General features: G+C 40.7%; 11 protein-coding genes and 1 pseudogene. All 12 read right to left on the reverse strand.

The window, feature by feature from the left end:
- Window positions 1-81: 81 nt before the first annotated feature.
- A complete protein-coding gene (locus AC6ER8_RS05795; RefSeq protein ID WP_497077781.1) occupies window positions 82-654 on the reverse strand; it encodes an SMI1/KNR4 family protein in 573 nt (190 codons plus the stop codon).
- 65 nt (window positions 655-719) lie between these two features.
- Complete coding sequence (locus AC6ER8_RS05800) at window positions 720-1112, reverse strand: HNH/ENDO VII family nuclease (protein WP_497077782.1); 393 nt, start codon at window positions 1110-1112, stop codon at window positions 720-722.
- Window positions 1113-1375: 263 nt separating this feature from the next.
- Entirely contained in the window at window positions 1376-1942 is a 567-nt protein-coding gene (locus tag AC6ER8_RS05805) for an SMI1/KNR4 family protein (RefSeq protein WP_497077783.1), read from the reverse strand.
- A gap of 73 nt (window positions 1943-2015) precedes the next feature.
- Window positions 2016-2480, reverse strand: a complete 465-nt coding sequence (locus tag AC6ER8_RS05810) for an SMI1/KNR4 family protein (protein WP_497077784.1) — start codon at window positions 2478-2480, stop codon at window positions 2016-2018.
- Window positions 2477-2971, reverse strand: coding sequence for an SMI1/KNR4 family protein (locus AC6ER8_RS05815; protein ID WP_497077785.1), 495 nt, complete (start codon window positions 2969-2971; stop codon window positions 2477-2479). The genes AC6ER8_RS05810 and AC6ER8_RS05815 overlap by 4 nt, the downstream gene beginning before the upstream one ends.
- Before the next feature lie 110 nt (window positions 2972-3081).
- Window positions 3082-3657 (reverse strand): SMI1/KNR4 family protein, encoded by a 576-nt coding sequence (locus AC6ER8_RS05820; protein ID WP_497077786.1) that lies wholly within the window; start codon window positions 3655-3657, stop codon window positions 3082-3084.
- 64 nt (window positions 3658-3721) lie between these two features.
- Window positions 3722-4066 (reverse strand): HNH/ENDO VII family nuclease, encoded by a 345-nt coding sequence (locus tag AC6ER8_RS05825; protein WP_497079636.1) that lies wholly within the window; start codon window positions 4064-4066, stop codon window positions 3722-3724.
- Window positions 4067-4373: 307 nt separating this feature from the next.
- Window positions 4374-4943 (reverse strand): SMI1/KNR4 family protein, encoded by a 570-nt coding sequence (locus tag AC6ER8_RS05830; RefSeq protein WP_497077787.1) that lies wholly within the window; start codon window positions 4941-4943, stop codon window positions 4374-4376.
- Window positions 4944-5002: 59 nt separating this feature from the next.
- Window positions 5003-7153: pseudogene (locus tag AC6ER8_RS05835) on the reverse strand (DUF637 domain-containing protein); the annotation flags it as partial.
- A gap of 128 nt (window positions 7154-7281) precedes the next feature.
- On the reverse strand, window positions 7282-9813 hold the full coding sequence (locus AC6ER8_RS05840) for a DUF6990 domain-containing protein (protein WP_497077788.1): 2532 nt from the start codon (window positions 9811-9813) through the stop codon (window positions 7282-7284).
- Window positions 9814-9819: 6 nt separating this feature from the next.
- On the reverse strand, window positions 9820-10173 hold the full coding sequence (locus AC6ER8_RS05845) for a hypothetical protein (protein ID WP_497077789.1): 354 nt from the start codon (window positions 10171-10173) through the stop codon (window positions 9820-9822).
- Window positions 10174-10298: 125 nt separating this feature from the next.
- Window positions 10299-17567, reverse strand: a complete 7269-nt coding sequence (locus AC6ER8_RS05850) for a two-partner secretion domain-containing protein (protein WP_497077790.1) — start codon at window positions 17565-17567, stop codon at window positions 10299-10301.
- Window positions 17568-17624: the final 57 nt, after the last annotated feature.

Raw genomic sequence — 17624 nt, forward strand, 5'->3', positions numbered from 1 at the left:
TTAAGAGATCGTAAATAATACCACTACTAGGAATATCTGCTGTATATCCCTTATAAACGTTACATATTTTCTCCCCCCATGTCACCTCCCCCATAATTTTTTCCAAAAGCGCTTGTAAAAAGGGATTGGTTGTGGAGTGGGAGGGTTCTCAGTCTTTTCAATCGGTTGATCACCATCAAGTATCTCATCTCCCACGTGCTCTTTAATTCTTTTGCAAAGGAATTCATAAAAATTACTCGCGTAATATTCGCAATCTTCAGATGGAAGCATGACATAAAGTGGGCATTCTCCATCCTGAAACTGTGTATAATCAAAATAAAAGGTTTCACCAAAACCAGCATCACAAACGATAAGCTGTTCTGGTGTCGCAAAACCACGTTTCCTATCATTTAAGTTTTGGTGAACAATATCATCAAAAGGAATATCTTTTCCACAATCCTTATAAAGACTATAGATTTCATAACCAGCAATGTCCCCGCCTTTATAATGTTTTAAAAAATTCTTGTAAGAGGATGTGAATTGTAAACCAAGAGCTTTCTCCGCCTTTTCAATCACGAGATCATCAACTGCATTTTCTTCAGAACAAAAATTAACAATATCACCATCATATTTATCAACTAATACTGCAACATCAGCTAAGGTATAGGTTTTCATTAATTATTCTCCATCAATTATTTTATAAATCTTTGTTTTTTCTTTTTTCAATTAACCGTAGGACATTACTGCTGATGCTCCTGTCCCCATCTGTTAAAATCTAGACCTATGATACCCCATCTCATATTGATTATTCCTCCTAAATTACTGTTTTTTTGTTCTCCATACTCATTACCAAGTTTATACCAAAATTCCTCTCTCTGCTTATCAAACTTTTTTCTATCTATAAGCGATTGATGTCTTTTTGGATTATTATGAATCACGGAACTATACTTGTTATGAAATTCCTTACTAGTTTCTGCTAAGGGACCATCAGGGGTTTGATTTAGGTGATGCAACTCAACAGGTTGACCATCATATCCTATAGGGGCTCTTCCTGCTTCCATTCTCTCAACATTGGTGCCCCACACGTCTTTTTTGTTTACTGTCCATTTAACCCTTTTGTTAGGATCAAACAAATCGTCTCTCCGATAGACTTTGTTTGTCTGACCAAATTTGCTATCGGTAAATTTAGTGGGTTTGCCTTTTAACCAATTCTTTTTTTCTTTAGAAGCGAGTTTGGTTTGTTCTTTCTTCGCTGCAAGTTTTTCAAGATCTCCTTGAGCGGCAAGTTCTGCAAGATTTTTCTTGGAAGCGAATTAAGAGATCGTAAATAATACCACTACTAGGAATATCTGCTGTATATCCCTTATAAACGTTACATATTTTCTCCCCCCCCATGTCACCTCCCCCATAATTTTTTCCAAAAGCGCTTGTAAAAAGGGATAGGTTGTGGAGTGGGAATGGTCTCAATCTTTTCAATCGGTTGATCCCCATAAAGTATCTCATCTCCCACGTGCTCTTTAATTCTTTTGCAAAGAAATTCATAAAAATTACTCGCGTAATATTCACAATCTTCAGATGGAAGCCTGACATAAAGTGGACATTCTCCGTCCCGAAACTGCGTATAATCAAAATAAAAAGTTTCACCAAAATCAGCATCACAAACGACAAGCTTTTCTGTTGTCGTAAGACCACGTTTTCTATCATTTAAATTTTGGAAAACAATATCGTTAACAGAAACACCTATAGGATGTTCATAAAGACTATAGATTTCTTCACCAGCAATGTCCCCGCCTTTATAATGTTTAAAAAAACTCTTGTAAGAGGATGTAAATTTCAAACCAAGAGCTTTCTCTGCTTTTTCAATCACGAGATCATCAACAACATCATCTTCAGTACGAAAATTGATAATATCATCATATTTATCAACTAATACTATAACATCATTTAAGGTATAGGTTTTCATAGATGATCCCCCCTAAAAAAATAATGGTGGTTTAACATTTGAATTCAGAAGTAAAACCACCATACAAAGAAATTTACTTCAAGTTATCTGTAATCCTTTTACAAAGAAATTCATAAAAGTTACCTGCGTAATACTGGGGATCGCCAGGTGGAAATCTAAGATAGAGCGGACACTCACCATCCTGAAACTGAGAGTAATCAAAATAAAATGTCTCACCAAAATCTGTTCTACTCACAACAAGCTGCTGTGGTTTTGCTAAACCATTTTCTATATCCGTTATATGATAGTAAACAATATCATCACTACGAGCAATTTCAAAATTTGTATTATAAACACTTAATATTTCCTCACCACAGATCTCTGCTCTTCCATAGTTTTTTAAAAAACTTTTATAAGAAGATGTAAACTGCAAACCGAGAGTTTTTTCTGCTTTTTCAATCAATACATCATCAACTGCTTCATCTGTAGTGCCAAAATCAACACTATCAATATATTTATCAACTAATTGTGCAACATCATCTAAAGTGTAAGTTTTCATGAATCTTCACCTGCGTGCTCTTTAATTCTTTTACAGAGAAATTCATAAAAATTACTCGCGTAATACTGGGGATCTCTAGGTGGAAATTTAAGATAGAGCGGACACTCACCATCCCGAAACTGAGAGTAATCAAAATAAAAGCTTTCACCAAAATCTGTTCTGCTAACAATAAGCTGTTCTGGTGTCGCAAAACCATGTTTCCTATGATATAAGTTTTTATACACAATATCGCCTGCAGGATGATCCTCAAAACTTGCGTTATAAATGCTAAAAATTTCATCACCACCAATTTCTCCTCCTCCATATTTCTTTAAAAAAACTTTGTAAGACGATGTGAACTTTAAACCAAGAGCTTTCTCCGCCCTTTCAATCTGTAGATCATCTGTTTCATTCTCTTCATCATCTTCACTACCCAAATTGATAATATCATCATCATATTTATTCACTTTATCAATTAATTGTTCAACATCAGCTAAGGTATAGGTTTTCATGAATCTTCCCCTGCGTGCCCCCCCCTTATTCTTTTGCATAAAAAATCACAAAAATTGCTTATGTAATAATGAGGATCTCTAGAAAAATTAGAGATTTCCCATCACCAATATCATCTCTTCCATATTTTTTTCCAAAAGCGCTTGTAAAAAGGGATAGGTTGTGGAGTGGGAATGATCTCAGTTCTTTCAATCGGTTGATCCCCATAAAGAATCTCATCTCCTACGTGTACTATAATCCTTTTGCAAAGGAATTCATAAAAATTACTTGCGTAATATTCACAATCACCCAATGCAAGCCTGACATAAAGTGGGCATTCACCATCCCGAAACTGTGTATAATCAAAATAAAAGGTTTCACCAAAATCTGTTCTGCTAACGGCAAGCTGTTCTGGTGTTACAAAACCATGTTTTCTATAATAATTTAAGTTTTGGTGAACAATATCATCAAAAGGAATATCTTTCTCACAATCCTTATAAAGACTATAGATTTCATAACCAGCAATATCCCCGCCTTTATAATGTTTTAAAAAACTCTTGTAAGAGGATGTGAATTGTAAACCAAGAGCTTTCTCTGCCTTTTCAATCACGAGATCATCAACTGCATTTTCTTCAGAACAAAAATTGACAATATCACCATCATATTTATCAACTAATTGTATAACATCATCTAAAGTATAGGTTTTCATCAATTATTCTCCATCAATTATTTTATAAGTCTCTGTTTTTTCTCTTTTCATCAACCGTAGAGCATTACTGCTGATGCTCCTGTCCCCATCTGTTAAAATCTAGACCTATAATCCCCCATCTCATATCGATTATTCCTCCTAAATGACTGTTTTTTTGTTCTCTATAGCCTTTAGCACGTTCCTTCCAATATTCCTCTCCCCACTTATTAAACTTGTCTCTCTCTATAAGCGATTGATGTGTTTTTGGATTATCATGAATAACGAAAGTATATTTTTTATGAAATTCATGGCTCGTTTCTGCTAAGGCGCCATCAGGGGTTTGATTTAGGTGATGCAACTCAACAGACCAGCCATCAACCCCTATAGGTGCTCTGCCTGTTTTCATTCTCTCAACATTGGTGCCCCACACGTCTTTTTTGTTTACTCTCCATTTAACTCTTTTGTTAGGATCAAACAAATCGTCTCTCCAATAGACTTTGTATGTCTGACCAAAGCTATCGGTAAATTTAATGGGTTTGCCTTTTAACCAATTCTTTTTTTCTTTAGAAGCGAGTTTGGTTTGTTCTTTCTTCGCTGCAAGTTTTTCAAGATCTCCTTGAGCGGCAAGTTCTGCAAGATTTTTCTTGGAAGCGAATTAAGAGATCGTAAATAATACCACTACTAGGAATATCTGCTGTATATCCCTTATAAACGTTACATATTTTCTCCCCCCCATGTCACCTCCCCCATATTTTTTTCCAAAAGCGCTTGTAAAAAGGGATAGGTTGCGGAGTGAGAGGGGGCTCAATTTTTTCAATCGGTTGATCACCTTCAGGTATCTCAGCTCCTACGCTTTCTTTAATTCTTTTACAAAGGAATTCATAAAAATTACTCGCGTAATATTCGCAATCTTCAGATGGAAGCATGACATAAAGTGGGCATTCTCCATCCCGAAACTGTGTATAATCAAAATAAAAGGTTTCACCAAAATCTGTTCTGCTAACGGCAAGCTGTTCTGGTGTCGCAAAACCATGTTTTCTATCGAGTAAGTTTTGGTAAACAATGTCATTAACAGAAACACCTATAGGATGCTCATACAGGCCATAAATTTCATCACCACCAATATCTCCACCTTTACAATGTTTTAAAAAACTCTTGTAAGACGATGTGAATTGTAAACCGAGAGCTTTCTCCGCCTTTTTAATCACAAGATCATCAACTGCATCATCTTCAGTACCAAAATTTATAATATCACCATTATATTTATCAACTAATACTATAACATCATTTAAGGTATAGGTTTTCATTAATTATTCTCCATAAATTATTCTATAAGTCTCTTTTCATTAACCGTAGAGCATTACTGCTAATGCTCCTGTCCCCATCTGTTAAAATCTAGACCTATAATCCCCCATCTCATATCGATTATTCCTCCTAAATAACTGTTTTTTTGTTCTCTATAATCTTCACGGCGCTCTTTCCAAAATTCCTCTCTCTGCTTCTCAAACTTTTTTCTATCTATAAGCGATTGATGTTTTTTAGGATTAGCATGAATCACGGAAGTATATTTTTTATGAAACTCATGGCTCATTACTGCTAAGGGCCCATCAGGGGTTTGATTTAGGTGATGCAACTCAACAGGCCAGTCATCATGTCCTATAGGTGCTCTTCCTGTTTCTATTCTATCAAGATTAGTACCCCATACCGTTTTTTTATTTTCTTTCCAATCAGAAATTCTGTAAGGATCAAACAAATCGTCTCTCCAATAGACTTTGTATGTCTGACCAAAGCTATCGGTAAATTTAGTGGGTTTGCCTTTTAACCAATTCTTTTTTTCTTTAGAAGCGAGTTTTGTCTGTTCTTTTTTCGCTGCAAGTTTGGTCAGATCTCCCTGAGCGGCAAGTTCTGCAAGATTTTTCTTGGAAGCAAATTGAGCAAAATCTTTCCTCGCCATGAATTTGATCCAAGCCTTTTCGCCAAGCTGTATGCCTCCCTTGACTGCCCCAGCTCCTCCAGCAAAGTTTTCTAGAACTCCGGCTGATAATCTGCCGCTTTCAAAACCAGCATTAAAAGCTCCGTCAACCTCCGCTTTGTCAAAATTCTCTTTTATGTAACCTATATGCCCTATAAAAGAATCCTCAACACCTCCCCAGAATTGACCGGCAGCTTCCTTGACATCATCAACCATATGTCCACTCACAACCCAAGACGCTCCTGTTCCAATACTATTAAGAGTTGCTTTACTGCTCTCCCATGGATTTCTATTAACTATTACTGCTAACAGTATGTTTTGCATAGCGCGATGAGCTAAGTCATCAGCTAAGTCCAATAGCTTGATTGGTATATCGGCAATGAGACCAAACATCATGCCTGTCCCAAAAGTTCTATCTTGTTGTTCGTCAATCTCGAACCATTTTTCATTAACTTCTTTTCGGCATTGATCATCAGGACACTCTTCTAACTCTTTCTTCATCTGAGCGCGTTGGGCGCTACCCAAAAAGTTATTCTCCGCAGCATTACCTGCAGCATCAGCACCGGTATTGACATCACCACCAGTAAGGGCGGCAGCAAAGCCCCCCGCAATGCGTGCGATATCAATGGTGTGCTCTTTAAAGTTGGCAAATTGTGCATCAATCTTGGCGGTGATGCGCGCTTGTTCTTCTGCCGTTGGGGTGCGACCATTAAGGTCCCCCATTTCCTCTTTTACAATGTTTTGCATCCACAGTTTAAACTGGAGCATGGCGGCGGCTTCACCTACAGCCCCTCCCACAACACCAGCTGTACAATCACCACTCGCTGTCGCACCAACAATACAGCCAAGCCCCGCATGAGCGACGATCTGTGTAACCGTGTCTATTTTGCCTTCTGCCTTAGCAGTACCAATTTCTTCCGCTAATGTTTTTCCAAGGGTTCCTGATAAGGCAGTGCGCAGATTGTTAAAAAAGTTCTTATCTAAAGAACCGCCTTCAAGAGCCGTTTGCACACCCGTGCCAATGGCGGCTTTGATCAGATTCTTTTCTGCCTCACGCGTAATGCGATCGACCAAAGGTGCGGTTTTTGGTAAGGACTGACCAACACCAGCCATCTGTGTGAATTGACTGGTCAAGCCTGCTGTTAACATTGAAGAGACAATACTCAAGACATTTTTCGAAGAGCCTAGCTCATGCAATGCCTCGGCAATGTTGCCGCGATTATTGACAAGAGCCACAGCACTTTTGTTGATCAATGCCTGTACACCTGCTTGTATTGCTGCATTCATGGCTGTGCTGGAGCCAACACCCAATGTGCCAGCAATGGCACTGGCTGCACTAGAAGCCGTTCCGGCGGTAACAGCTGTCACGATCAAGGTGACTAAAGCGGCCCCTACTTCTGTAAGACCTTGCTTTTTATAATCCCACTCTTGAAATTCAGCCTTCACAGCCTGCCAATCGACCTGCTTGGCTAATTCTGGATCATCCTGCAGTTGTTTGATCCAGGACAGTTCTGGAGAACGTGCCAATTCCTCAAGAGATTGGTCAAATTGATATTTCTTAAAATGCTATTTCTTATCTTTTTTTCCGATTAATTTAGCGACTTTTTTTGCTAGGAATAAAGCTTCACCTCGCTAGAAAGCTCTTGTTCAGAATTATTTTTCTTCCAGATGGCTCATGTTTTTGATACTTTTTCAATCAAGGCGTAGCTCAATTGCTTTGATTTTGCTACTTCCTTGGCTAAAGCGATAGCGCGTTCAAGATGAAGCTGTTGAATGTTTTCATCAAAGCCTAAATGATCTCCTAAGGCAAAGCTTTGCTGATAAGACTGCAAAGTCTCAATATCGCCTAACAAAGCAAGGGCTCCAAGATGAAGTAAAGCATAATCCGTATCATCTGCTTTAGACTTTGCATCCTGTTGCCAAGGAACTATGCCATAATCACAGCGAAGTCTTTCAGAAAGGTCAATCTCTTTGACCGCCCATTCTAGTGCATCATCAAGTGCCTGTGTTAAACGATCTGCTGTGACTTCTGGTTCAAAAATTTCCAACCCCTTGGCTTCAAAATTAAGCTGTATATCTTGGATATCTTCTGTGTGTGTAGGATCAATAAATTTGCAAGCAGCAGAAAGAATACCGGTGCTAATCAAAAAGGCGCTATCAAATTGCGGACAATCTTTAGCAATTTCATCGTTATAAAGAATATCTACTTCACGATCAGCCAATTGATAGCTTGCCATATGGTCATTCTCATCGATTTTCTCTGTTGACCAGCCTAGGCTTTTTAAAAGTGCTGTGGCACTTTCCATGGTTAATGGAGCATCTCTATCATCCCTTTCATCTACTTCCTCTGTCGCCTCAACAGCAATAGTTTTGGAGGCAACAGATGTTGTTTGTGGATCCAAGCTTAAAATCGGAGCATTTTTTGGAAAACCGACCCGATAACCCCGTGCAAGAGTGAGAAGATTATCAACTCTATATTTTGAAATTTCTTCCACAAAGCCTAAAGGATTTCCCTTTCTAAAACTCTCCTTGTAAAATTTGAGCTTTTCAATATCCCCAATCAAAACAAGTGCAATAAGGTGACGTGCTACAAGATCAAATTCACTGTCTGGGGGAAACGCTACATAATCATAAATGATTTGATTGACATTTTGCTGCTCAGCCCATTCAAGAATATCCGCACAAATCTCCTTAACTTTACCATCATCTAATTCAGTACTAGAAACTGTATAAACTTCTTCTGCTTCTTTGAGAGCTGTATATTGAGGCATATTATAGAAAATCTCTCTATGAGCCGTGGAAAAGCCCAGTGTTGAAAGGGAAGCCTTAAATACAACTATCGGCTCTTTGTCATCACTTTGAAGGCTGTACACTATATTAATGATACGGTCTTTACTTATGAAATAAGCATTGCGATTGTAGTTTTTATCACGATAAACTGTCCAACCTATTTCTTTTAATTGCTCAGCAACTTTATTGAAAGTAATAAAAGCTTGTGGACCAAAATGTGCTTCTGCTGCTTCTCGCTCATGAAGGACTTTCAAATGTTTTTCAGCAAATTCAACGGCATGGTTAACATATTTTTCTACTTCATCATCATCCAAATGTTCAGAAATTGTACCTACCGCAATGGAATTTTGATAAGATCTCAGTACATCAATTTTACCTGTCAATGCTAAACAAGCCAAATGCCAAATTATATCTGTATTGTAGCTATATTTTTGAACAAGCGTTTTGCTTTCAATCGATGCTTGTAAATCTTGGGCGCGTGCCCATTGTATTATCCGCTCAGAAATTTTGATAAGCTCTTGCTCATTCAACGTCTCTACACAAATATCAATCCCTTTACCAAAACCGCTAAAAATCCCTCCCCCAATCGTATTAAAAGAATTATAAATATTTGTAGGAGATATATACTCATACTCTCCTCTATAGTGAATATATTCGCAAGCTACAGAAATCTCTTCGTTAGAAATCTCAGCTTCAAGACGAACATTGTATCTATCAAGAAGATGCACAAAACCAAAATCAAACTGAATAAAACGATCAGGCAAAGAGAGCCACATCTTTCCAGGTTCCGTAGAAAACCAACCGTGGGTTTTAAGAATGCGCATTGCTGCTGTAAAGCTTATCGAGCGCAGTTTGGGATTTTTGCACGTTAGAATATCGTCTAACTCCCCATTCTTATAGGCTTGTGCAAATAAAATAAGGCGGTCAGTCCACGTCATCATTTTATAATCAGAAAATTCTGGCACAAATACTTTGGGCGTAGACTCATAACTCCTTAAAGCTTCTATATCACCGAGAAGAGCCCTTGCAACAAGAGAATGATTAGCAGCTTCTTCATGTAATTTTTGTTCAATATCCTGTGTTTGTGCCCAAACGATTACTTTATTTAAAGCTTCCTCAATATGGATTTCAGAAAGATCCGGTACCGTAATCCCGAAATCACCTATTTCTGGATACAGTACATATCCATACCGCGACTTTTGTCCTCTAGAATATTCACAAGCAAGACTATAAGAAGCAGTTGTGAGACTAGCTAATAACCAAAATTTTTCACCATCCTTTTCATATTTTACACCATAGCTCAAATCCACAATGCGATCGGGAAGATAATAATAGGCAAATGTATCGCCTACTTCATCACGATAAAGCTCACAGCCAAGACTTTTTAATATTTCTGCTGCATCTTTAGTTTGCATAATATTTCACTCTTCTCCCATCCCTGGATAACGGCTAACTGCGTAAGTAATTATTTTATTCCACTCTTTGTTTATTTGATTCTCACTCCAATGGTCTCTAAACTCTTTCAGAAGCTCTGCATCCCCTTCAAATTTTTTTAAATCTTCTTGATATTTATTAAGCTGTTCCTTATTTTCTTCTAGATACCGTTTCATAATTTTTCCAAAAGGCTTTGCATCTCCTATTTTATAAGCTGTTTCAAAATCTTTTTGACATGCTGTTAATTGAGAATTACCAGTTTTCATGTCAATAACTTTCAATATACCTTTTTCTATATAAATAATATCAGGGCGATGTATTTTTTTTAAAGCAAAGTTCATAGATTATTCTCCACAATTCAAAGCTTATTCCTGTTAATACTAATTAATCTACTGCCGTAGTTGATAGCTGATCTCATACTCCCAACTTAACTTTCAAAGCCCTGTTATATTTTTAGTTTTCTGCATCACTCAATTTCCTTAAGTCCTGGATAACGAAAAAGATTAAATTCGGTTTTCTCTAACTTATTACTTAATTGTTCTTTAATCCAGTTTTGATTAGCTTTTCTCAATTGATCTTGATTTCCTTTGAAATTTTTAAAATCTTCTTGATATTTCTCTAAGAATTCTTTATTCTCTTTAAGAAATTTTATAAATTTTCCTTTTGTGGGCTCTGCATTTCCTTCTTCATGTGCCTCTTTTAAAATGTTTTGCAGTTCACTTAGTTTAGAATTCTTTCCCGTTTTTACCTCACCAATTTTTAGTTTACCATCCTCTATATAAACAATATCCGCACGAGATCTTGCTGTCTTATTACCATTTTTAGTTTTGAATACTATTTCTGCCTCGCATACTATACAGCCTTCATCCCTTAATTCTTGTTTTTTCTCATCGCGCTTTTTGTCATGATGCTTCCTGGCTTGGTGAAGTAGGTTACCTTTTCCATTATTATTGTTTTGTGGATCTTTATTTTTTCCGTTTTTGTCCTTATTTTTATTTTCTTTCTGAGAATTTTTATCTTTTTCTTCTTGTGAGTTTTGATTTGTTTTTTCACTGTCTTCTGCAGAATTTTTTGATGCAAACCAATCGGCAAGAAAATCAGCTATAGTCGACCTATTGCTAGAAGATTGAACAAGAGTTGCTCCGCCAGCCATAAAAAGGGAGAGAGCGGCCAACTCTTCTGGTGCAAGCGATACAATAAATGCTGCGAATGCTGCTACTGCGGGAAGAAAATTATTCTCCGCAGCATTACCAGCTGCATCAGCGCCGGTATTGACATCACCACCAGCAAGAGCAGCAGCAAAGCCCCCCGCAATACGGGAAATATCAATGACATGATCATTAAAATCAGCAAACTGTGCTTCAATCTTTGCATTTATACGCGCTTGTTCTTCTGCCGTTGGAATACGACCATCCAATGCTGCTATTTCTTTTTGTATAAAATTTTTGGTCGACAGTTTAAACTGGAGCATGGCAGCGGCTTCCCCCACTGCTCCCCCAACAGCGCCAGCCGTACAATCCCCACTCGCTGTCGCACCGACAATACAGCCAAGCCCCGCATGGGCAACAATTTGTGTGACCGTATCTATTTTGCCCTCTGCCTTGGCGGTACCAATTTCTTCCGCCAACGTCTTGCCAAGGGTTCCTGACAAGGCAGTGCGCAGATTGTTAAAAAAGTTCTTATCTAAAGAACCGCCTTCAAGCGCTGTTTGAACGCCCGTGCCAATAGCGGCTTTGATCAGATTCTTTTCTGCCTCACGCGTAATGCGATCGACCAAAGGTGCGGTTTTTGGTAAGGACTGACCAACACCAGCCATCTGTGTGAGTTGACTGGTCAAGCCTGCTGTTAACATTGAAGAGACAATACTCAAAACATTTTTCGAAGAGCCTAGCTCATGGAGTGCGTCGGCAATGTTGCCGCGATTATTGACAAGAGCCACAGCACTTTTGTTGATCAATGCTTGGACACCTGCTTGTATCGCTGCATTCATGGCTGTGCTGGAACCAACACCTAATGTGCCAGCAATGGCACCGGCTGCACTGGAAGCCGTTCCGGCGGTAACAGCTGTCACAATCAAGGTGACTAAAGCGGCCCCTACTTCTGTGAGACCTTGCTTTTTATAATCCCACTCTTGAAACTCAGCCTTCACAGCCTGCCAATCGACCTGCTTGGCTAATTCTGGATCATCCCGCAGTTGCTTGATCCAGGACAGTTCTGGAGAACGTGCCAATTCCTCAAGAGATTGGTCAAAATCACCGGTTTGTTCATATTCAACAACAAAGCCATCGCCCGCATCAAGCTTCATGCCCCCACCAGCTTCCATGGTGACATGCTCGATGGTCTCCTGCAGATAGCCTTTGTCGCTCTCACTCCACCACACAAGGTTTTCATTGCGCTGATAGGTGTCTTTAAAATCCTGATCCTTGTTGGTCAGAAACTTGATCTTCCCCTTATCTGATGCAAGATGTATCTTATCACCACTTTTTGCCCCTATGGCTTTAAGTGTGAGATCTCCATCCTTGGCATGCATGGAGAGATTGCCATCCGTTTCTATCGTGGTTTTATTGGTGGTAACTTCGGTTGATTGTTGACGAAACTTATTCTTTTGCTTCGATTTATCGCCTTCTTTCCCCCTAAGGTCTAAGTCAAAACTGCTAAAATCTTGCTCTGAAACCACAGTGAGAGCGCCACCACTGGTGAAATCCCCATCACCCTTGGCTTTAATCTTTCCCGCAAGATTAAGCTCACCGCCTGTAACAATGGTTAGATTGTCACCACTGTTGACTTCGGCCAACTGATGCAAACTGCTTTGAGCATCATAATGCCCTTTTTCCAAGCTTTGCTTATGATCACTCTCTAGTACCAATGAACCAATGGTCGCAGAACCACCAGCAATCACCGTCATCGAGCCACCACTGCTCCATTGTCCACCATTCATGCTTAAATCGCCAAGAGAATGAATATTCAAATCCTGAACAGAAATAATTTGAGCCTGCTGTCCGCTCCGATCAACAAAACCATATGGATTCGTGTCACGGATTTTGGCCGTCCCATCGGCTATAGTTTCTGCATCGATAGTGATGATATCCCCCAGAATAACCCCTGACGAATTGACAAAAAGCCCTTGACTGCTCAAATCAACAGCACCGCTGCCCAGTAAAAACCCACCATCATTCAACAAAGTTTGTGTTGTTGAAACGTTGAGTACATCCTCACTCAAAATGGTGCCGCTATTGGCAAAGCGATCCGTCTCTATAGTGACGCCATTGCCTTTTATTCGAGCACTGGCAAGGCTTGCTTGCTGTGTTTTTGCCCCATAAATATCCTGCGTGAGCAAAGAGTTTGGTGACAAATAAACGCGAGGCACCAAGACTTCTTGCCCGTTGACAACATGCGTTTCAAGCCAGATCATATCCTCTTTAATCCCAGCAATTTGCTGAGACGATAAAGGTTTGCCTAGCTCTAACCCTAATGGGCCTTGCTGAGCGATGGCATTGTCATAAAGCCTTTGCATTTGTGCATTGGGATCATCAACATCTATAAGACTGCGATTACCGGTGAGTTCAAAAATTTGCTCACTTATCAGACGATATTCATAATAGGCATCCCCTAATCTTTTAAACACGTGCTCAGGCTTATAATTGCCAACCCTTTTGAGGAAATAATCAGAACCCAAAAATTTGCTGGGGTTAACAAAATCTGGACGCGTCTCGACTAAAAACGGCACATCTGGTGTTTGGGGTTTTGCCAATTCTGTCTGGACAGAGCTCAGACCATCTTGCTTTGGTACTTGTATGGATTCTGGTTCTGGTGTTTCGATACTCGGTGTAAAAAGGGCTTTGTGCCCCGTTAAACCATTGATAATCCCGTCTAATCGATCATCACTGATCAGTGGTTTAGAGCCGTCAAAATCGGTGTTTTTAACTCCAGCCAAGCCTTTATCACCAGAGCTTAAGCCAACTTGCTCCACCCCCTCACGCACCGCATGATTGTCAATATAGCCTGTCACCTTGGCATCAAGCGTTCCCCCCGCTTCAATCGTGCCATAAACTGCATCATAGGTGCGTGTGTTGGTTACAGGTTCGCCAACATAATCCCATGTGTCTGTGCCTCCTATTTGAACAAACCCTGCACCTAAAATATCGCCAGACGTAGTTTCGATACGTGTTTTAGTTACAATCTTGGTTGTTTCGATTAAATCGCGCCCTTCATTGAGCAGCGTATCACCCCGCATCTCAATGTTGCCATTGGCAGAAATCAAGCTATAGCTATTGCGGATATCGCCAGCATGAACCGTGAGATGACGCCCTGCTAAAATCTGTGCAGCATTATGCTTAAAATGAGGCTGTTGCTGACTAACCGTCGTTGTAACTCTGGTAGTTGTGGTCGTTGTATCAACAAAAAACCACCCATCTGTTTCTGTATGTGATGTTTCATAGACATTATGCTTAACCACTTTATCGCTTACCTCAACCCCACCTTCACGCATGTTGGTAAGCGCTAAGACATCAAAACGCATATCGCCTGAGACAGCTTCTAAAAGCCCCGAACTGTTGATGACATGACCAGCTCGCTCTCCCTTTAAGCCACGGATAATCAAATTATCTTCAGCGATGACATCGCCAAACTGATTGATAAAATCTCCATCTAAGGAGAGTGTTGCGGATTTCTTGGCATAAATCAGCCCGCTATTGCTTAAATCTCCACTCACATTGAGCGCAACCCCATCTCCACTGGAACCAAGGCTGCCGGCATTGTTCAATGCATCTGTCGTCAAAACAAAAGCGCCACCACTTTTGAGAACCCCACCTTCAGCATTTAAAACCAGAGCCGCTTGCCCCAATAGTGGATCATGGTTTTCTGCTACAAGCCTAAAGGCGCCATTGGCTAAAAATTGACCCGAATTTGCTAAAGAACCAAGCCTTGCATCAACAACACCCCCCACCATGATGCCCTGATTGCTTACAATACCAGAGCTATTTAAGATAAGCGCTCCACCTTGCGCTTCCACACGCCCTGCATTGGTGAGCATGCCTGCCTTCAACGCAACATCATAGGCACCAATCTCACTTGTCTCACCCATTGTTAAGATGGCATCGCTAGAAAACTCTATCCGCTTTTTGGAAACAATGCGCCCTGTTTGGTTGAGATTTGTTTGCGCATGCAAGCCAACTGCATCATTGCTTTCTATTGTACCGCTATTGCTTAAATCACCACGGCTCGTGAATTGAAGAGCACCACGCTCCACCTCCACGCGCCCTGCTTGGATCACACTGTCTGCAACAACGTTAACTGCCCCTTGCGTCGAAATGAGACCATCAATATTCTCAAAACGCCCCACATCAATACGCAAACCATCCCGCACTAAAACATGTGCACCTTCATCATGTGTAGTAGCACTTTGTTGGTCTGAAGTTGTCGTTTTAGCGCCTTTATTGACAAAAGACGTTGCAATAATCTTCATCTCACCGGCAAGAGCACTGAGAAGACCAGCCTCATTGTTTACATGACCAGCTCGTGTCTCTTTCAGCCCGCCAATGGTGAGAGATTCTTCAGAAATTATTCTGCCACGCTTATTGATCAGATCACCATCACTGGATATATTCATGGACTTTTTTGCGTAAATCAGCCCACTATTGCTCAGATCTCCGCTCACATTGAGAGCAACCATATCACCACTAGAACCAAGCGTACCAGCATTGCGCAATTGTCCTGCAGACAAAACAAAACTTCCCCCACTTTGGATAAGTGCCCCTGAAGCATTTTCAACTAAAGCCTGTTGTGTATCGCTCCCTTCTTGTGTGCTGATCGTCAGATGTAAATCATTGTTGGCAATCAACATCCCTTGATTGATCAAAGCACCGGCATCAGCATTGACGCTGTCACCACGCATTACGCCATGATTAATGATCTGATCACGCACTTGGAAAGCAAGTTCTCCACCTTCTGCTTCCACAGATCCCGCTTGGCTTAAACTCTCAGCGTTTAAGAGCACATCATGCCCCAATATCGTACTGTTCGCGCTGGTTGTGAGCATGCCACCGACTATCAATGCAGCCTTCTGCATACTGAGGATCTTACCTTTGTTGGTAAGTGCATTATGCGCTTGAAGCGTTACATCGCCATTAGACGAGACACTGCCTTCTTGGATCAGATCACCACTCTGCGCAAAAAGATCAACTTTTTGTTCTGCCGCTAAACGAGCCTGTGATGTGAGCGCTGCTGCTTTCGCCAAAAGAAAGCCGCCTGCACTATAATGACCAGCTCCTACATTCAATGCATCATCGGCTGTTAGAACAATATTTCCCCCAGCACCAATATGGTTGTTTAAAGCCGTAATTTGATTGGTTTTAATGGTCAAATCACCAAGGGAAGAGACCCCTGTCTGATTGTTGTCTTGCAAACGATCCAGATCAATGACATCGGCATTGATCTGTAAAAGTGCACCAGCCGCAATTCGCCCACTGCCTGCCTCAACTTTTGTGGCTTGTAAATGTAAAGAACCCGTAGCTGACTGTTTTCCATCATTGCCAATGCCATTTGCCAATAAAGCGTTGACCCCAAGCTTGATCGTATTGGCATTCACATCAATATTGCCGCTCGCAGCAACCCGTGCATGTTTTGCTAATTCAACCGTGTGACGCGCCTTAAGCTCAATCGCCTTTTCTGAAAAAAGAAAATCTTTTACATGAACATCGTTATGGTGAGAGTGTGCATGTACTGCACCTTTAGCACGGGCTTTAGCCAGCACCAACTTGCCATCACTCGTCAATCTCATGGCACCTGCATTGGCAACCATGTCTCCCCGCATTTTAACGCCAGCTCCTTTATCATTGGCAAGCACGCGGATCTGACCCGCATACATCCCACCAAACTCACTGGAATCTATTGCCAATTCCGGCTCTTTGCCATCAGAACCAAGAGACGTTGCTTCCCGTTTATCATAATCAAAATGATTATGCCCCGCGATAACGGCTAAATCCCCTTTGACCTGTATGGGACCTGCGACACTGATCTTGCGCGATACAAGATCAAAAATATCCACTGTGCGCCCATCAACCCCTTTAGCACCAATGGTGATATTACCTCCCTCAACGCGTAAACCGCTCAAAGCCCCATTGGCACCAATAATCGGCTGTCCCGTCGATAAAGTCACCCGGGGTGTATTGATAAAGCCACAGCCCTGACAGGTAATTCCATTAGGATTGGCGATAATAACATCGGCTGCATGCCCATGTACTTCGCTCACGCCTTCAAGACGCGAACGATTGGCACTTATCACTTCATTGAGAATAACCTTTGCCGCACCAGTGCTCCGTAAATTGCCATTGCCAAGCACCAAACCGCCAAGCTGTGAACGCGAAACCTCCTTGGTCGAATTATTTAAAATCACGCCATGAGCATCAACATTAAAACTGTCATATTTATTATGAGAAAGACCCTGCCCATTGGGGCGTGCTATATCAACAAGTGGTACACCATTGCTGGCTTCCCCTATCGTGGGGCGGAAAGAAGAGCCAACCCCATCAGCCGCTTTAATCCCTTGGGTCTCTTGAACTGCTGATCTTTGTGCACCCATTGCTTGGGCTTGCACTAACAAAGGTTGGAAAGCTAAACTAAAACTTAAAATCAGGGAAAGCCCCTTATGGGCTCCTTGCTTTAAAAATCCAAGAATTCTCCACCCTATCTCACGTACAAATCCCACTTTATGCTTCTGCCCCTTCAATCCCCGCATCTTAATCTCCTCAAAAAGCTTCTATCTCTTAAAAAAAACACCCTAATGGATACAAGC

This window comes from Bartonella sp. SL320 (genome assembly GCF_059687635.1).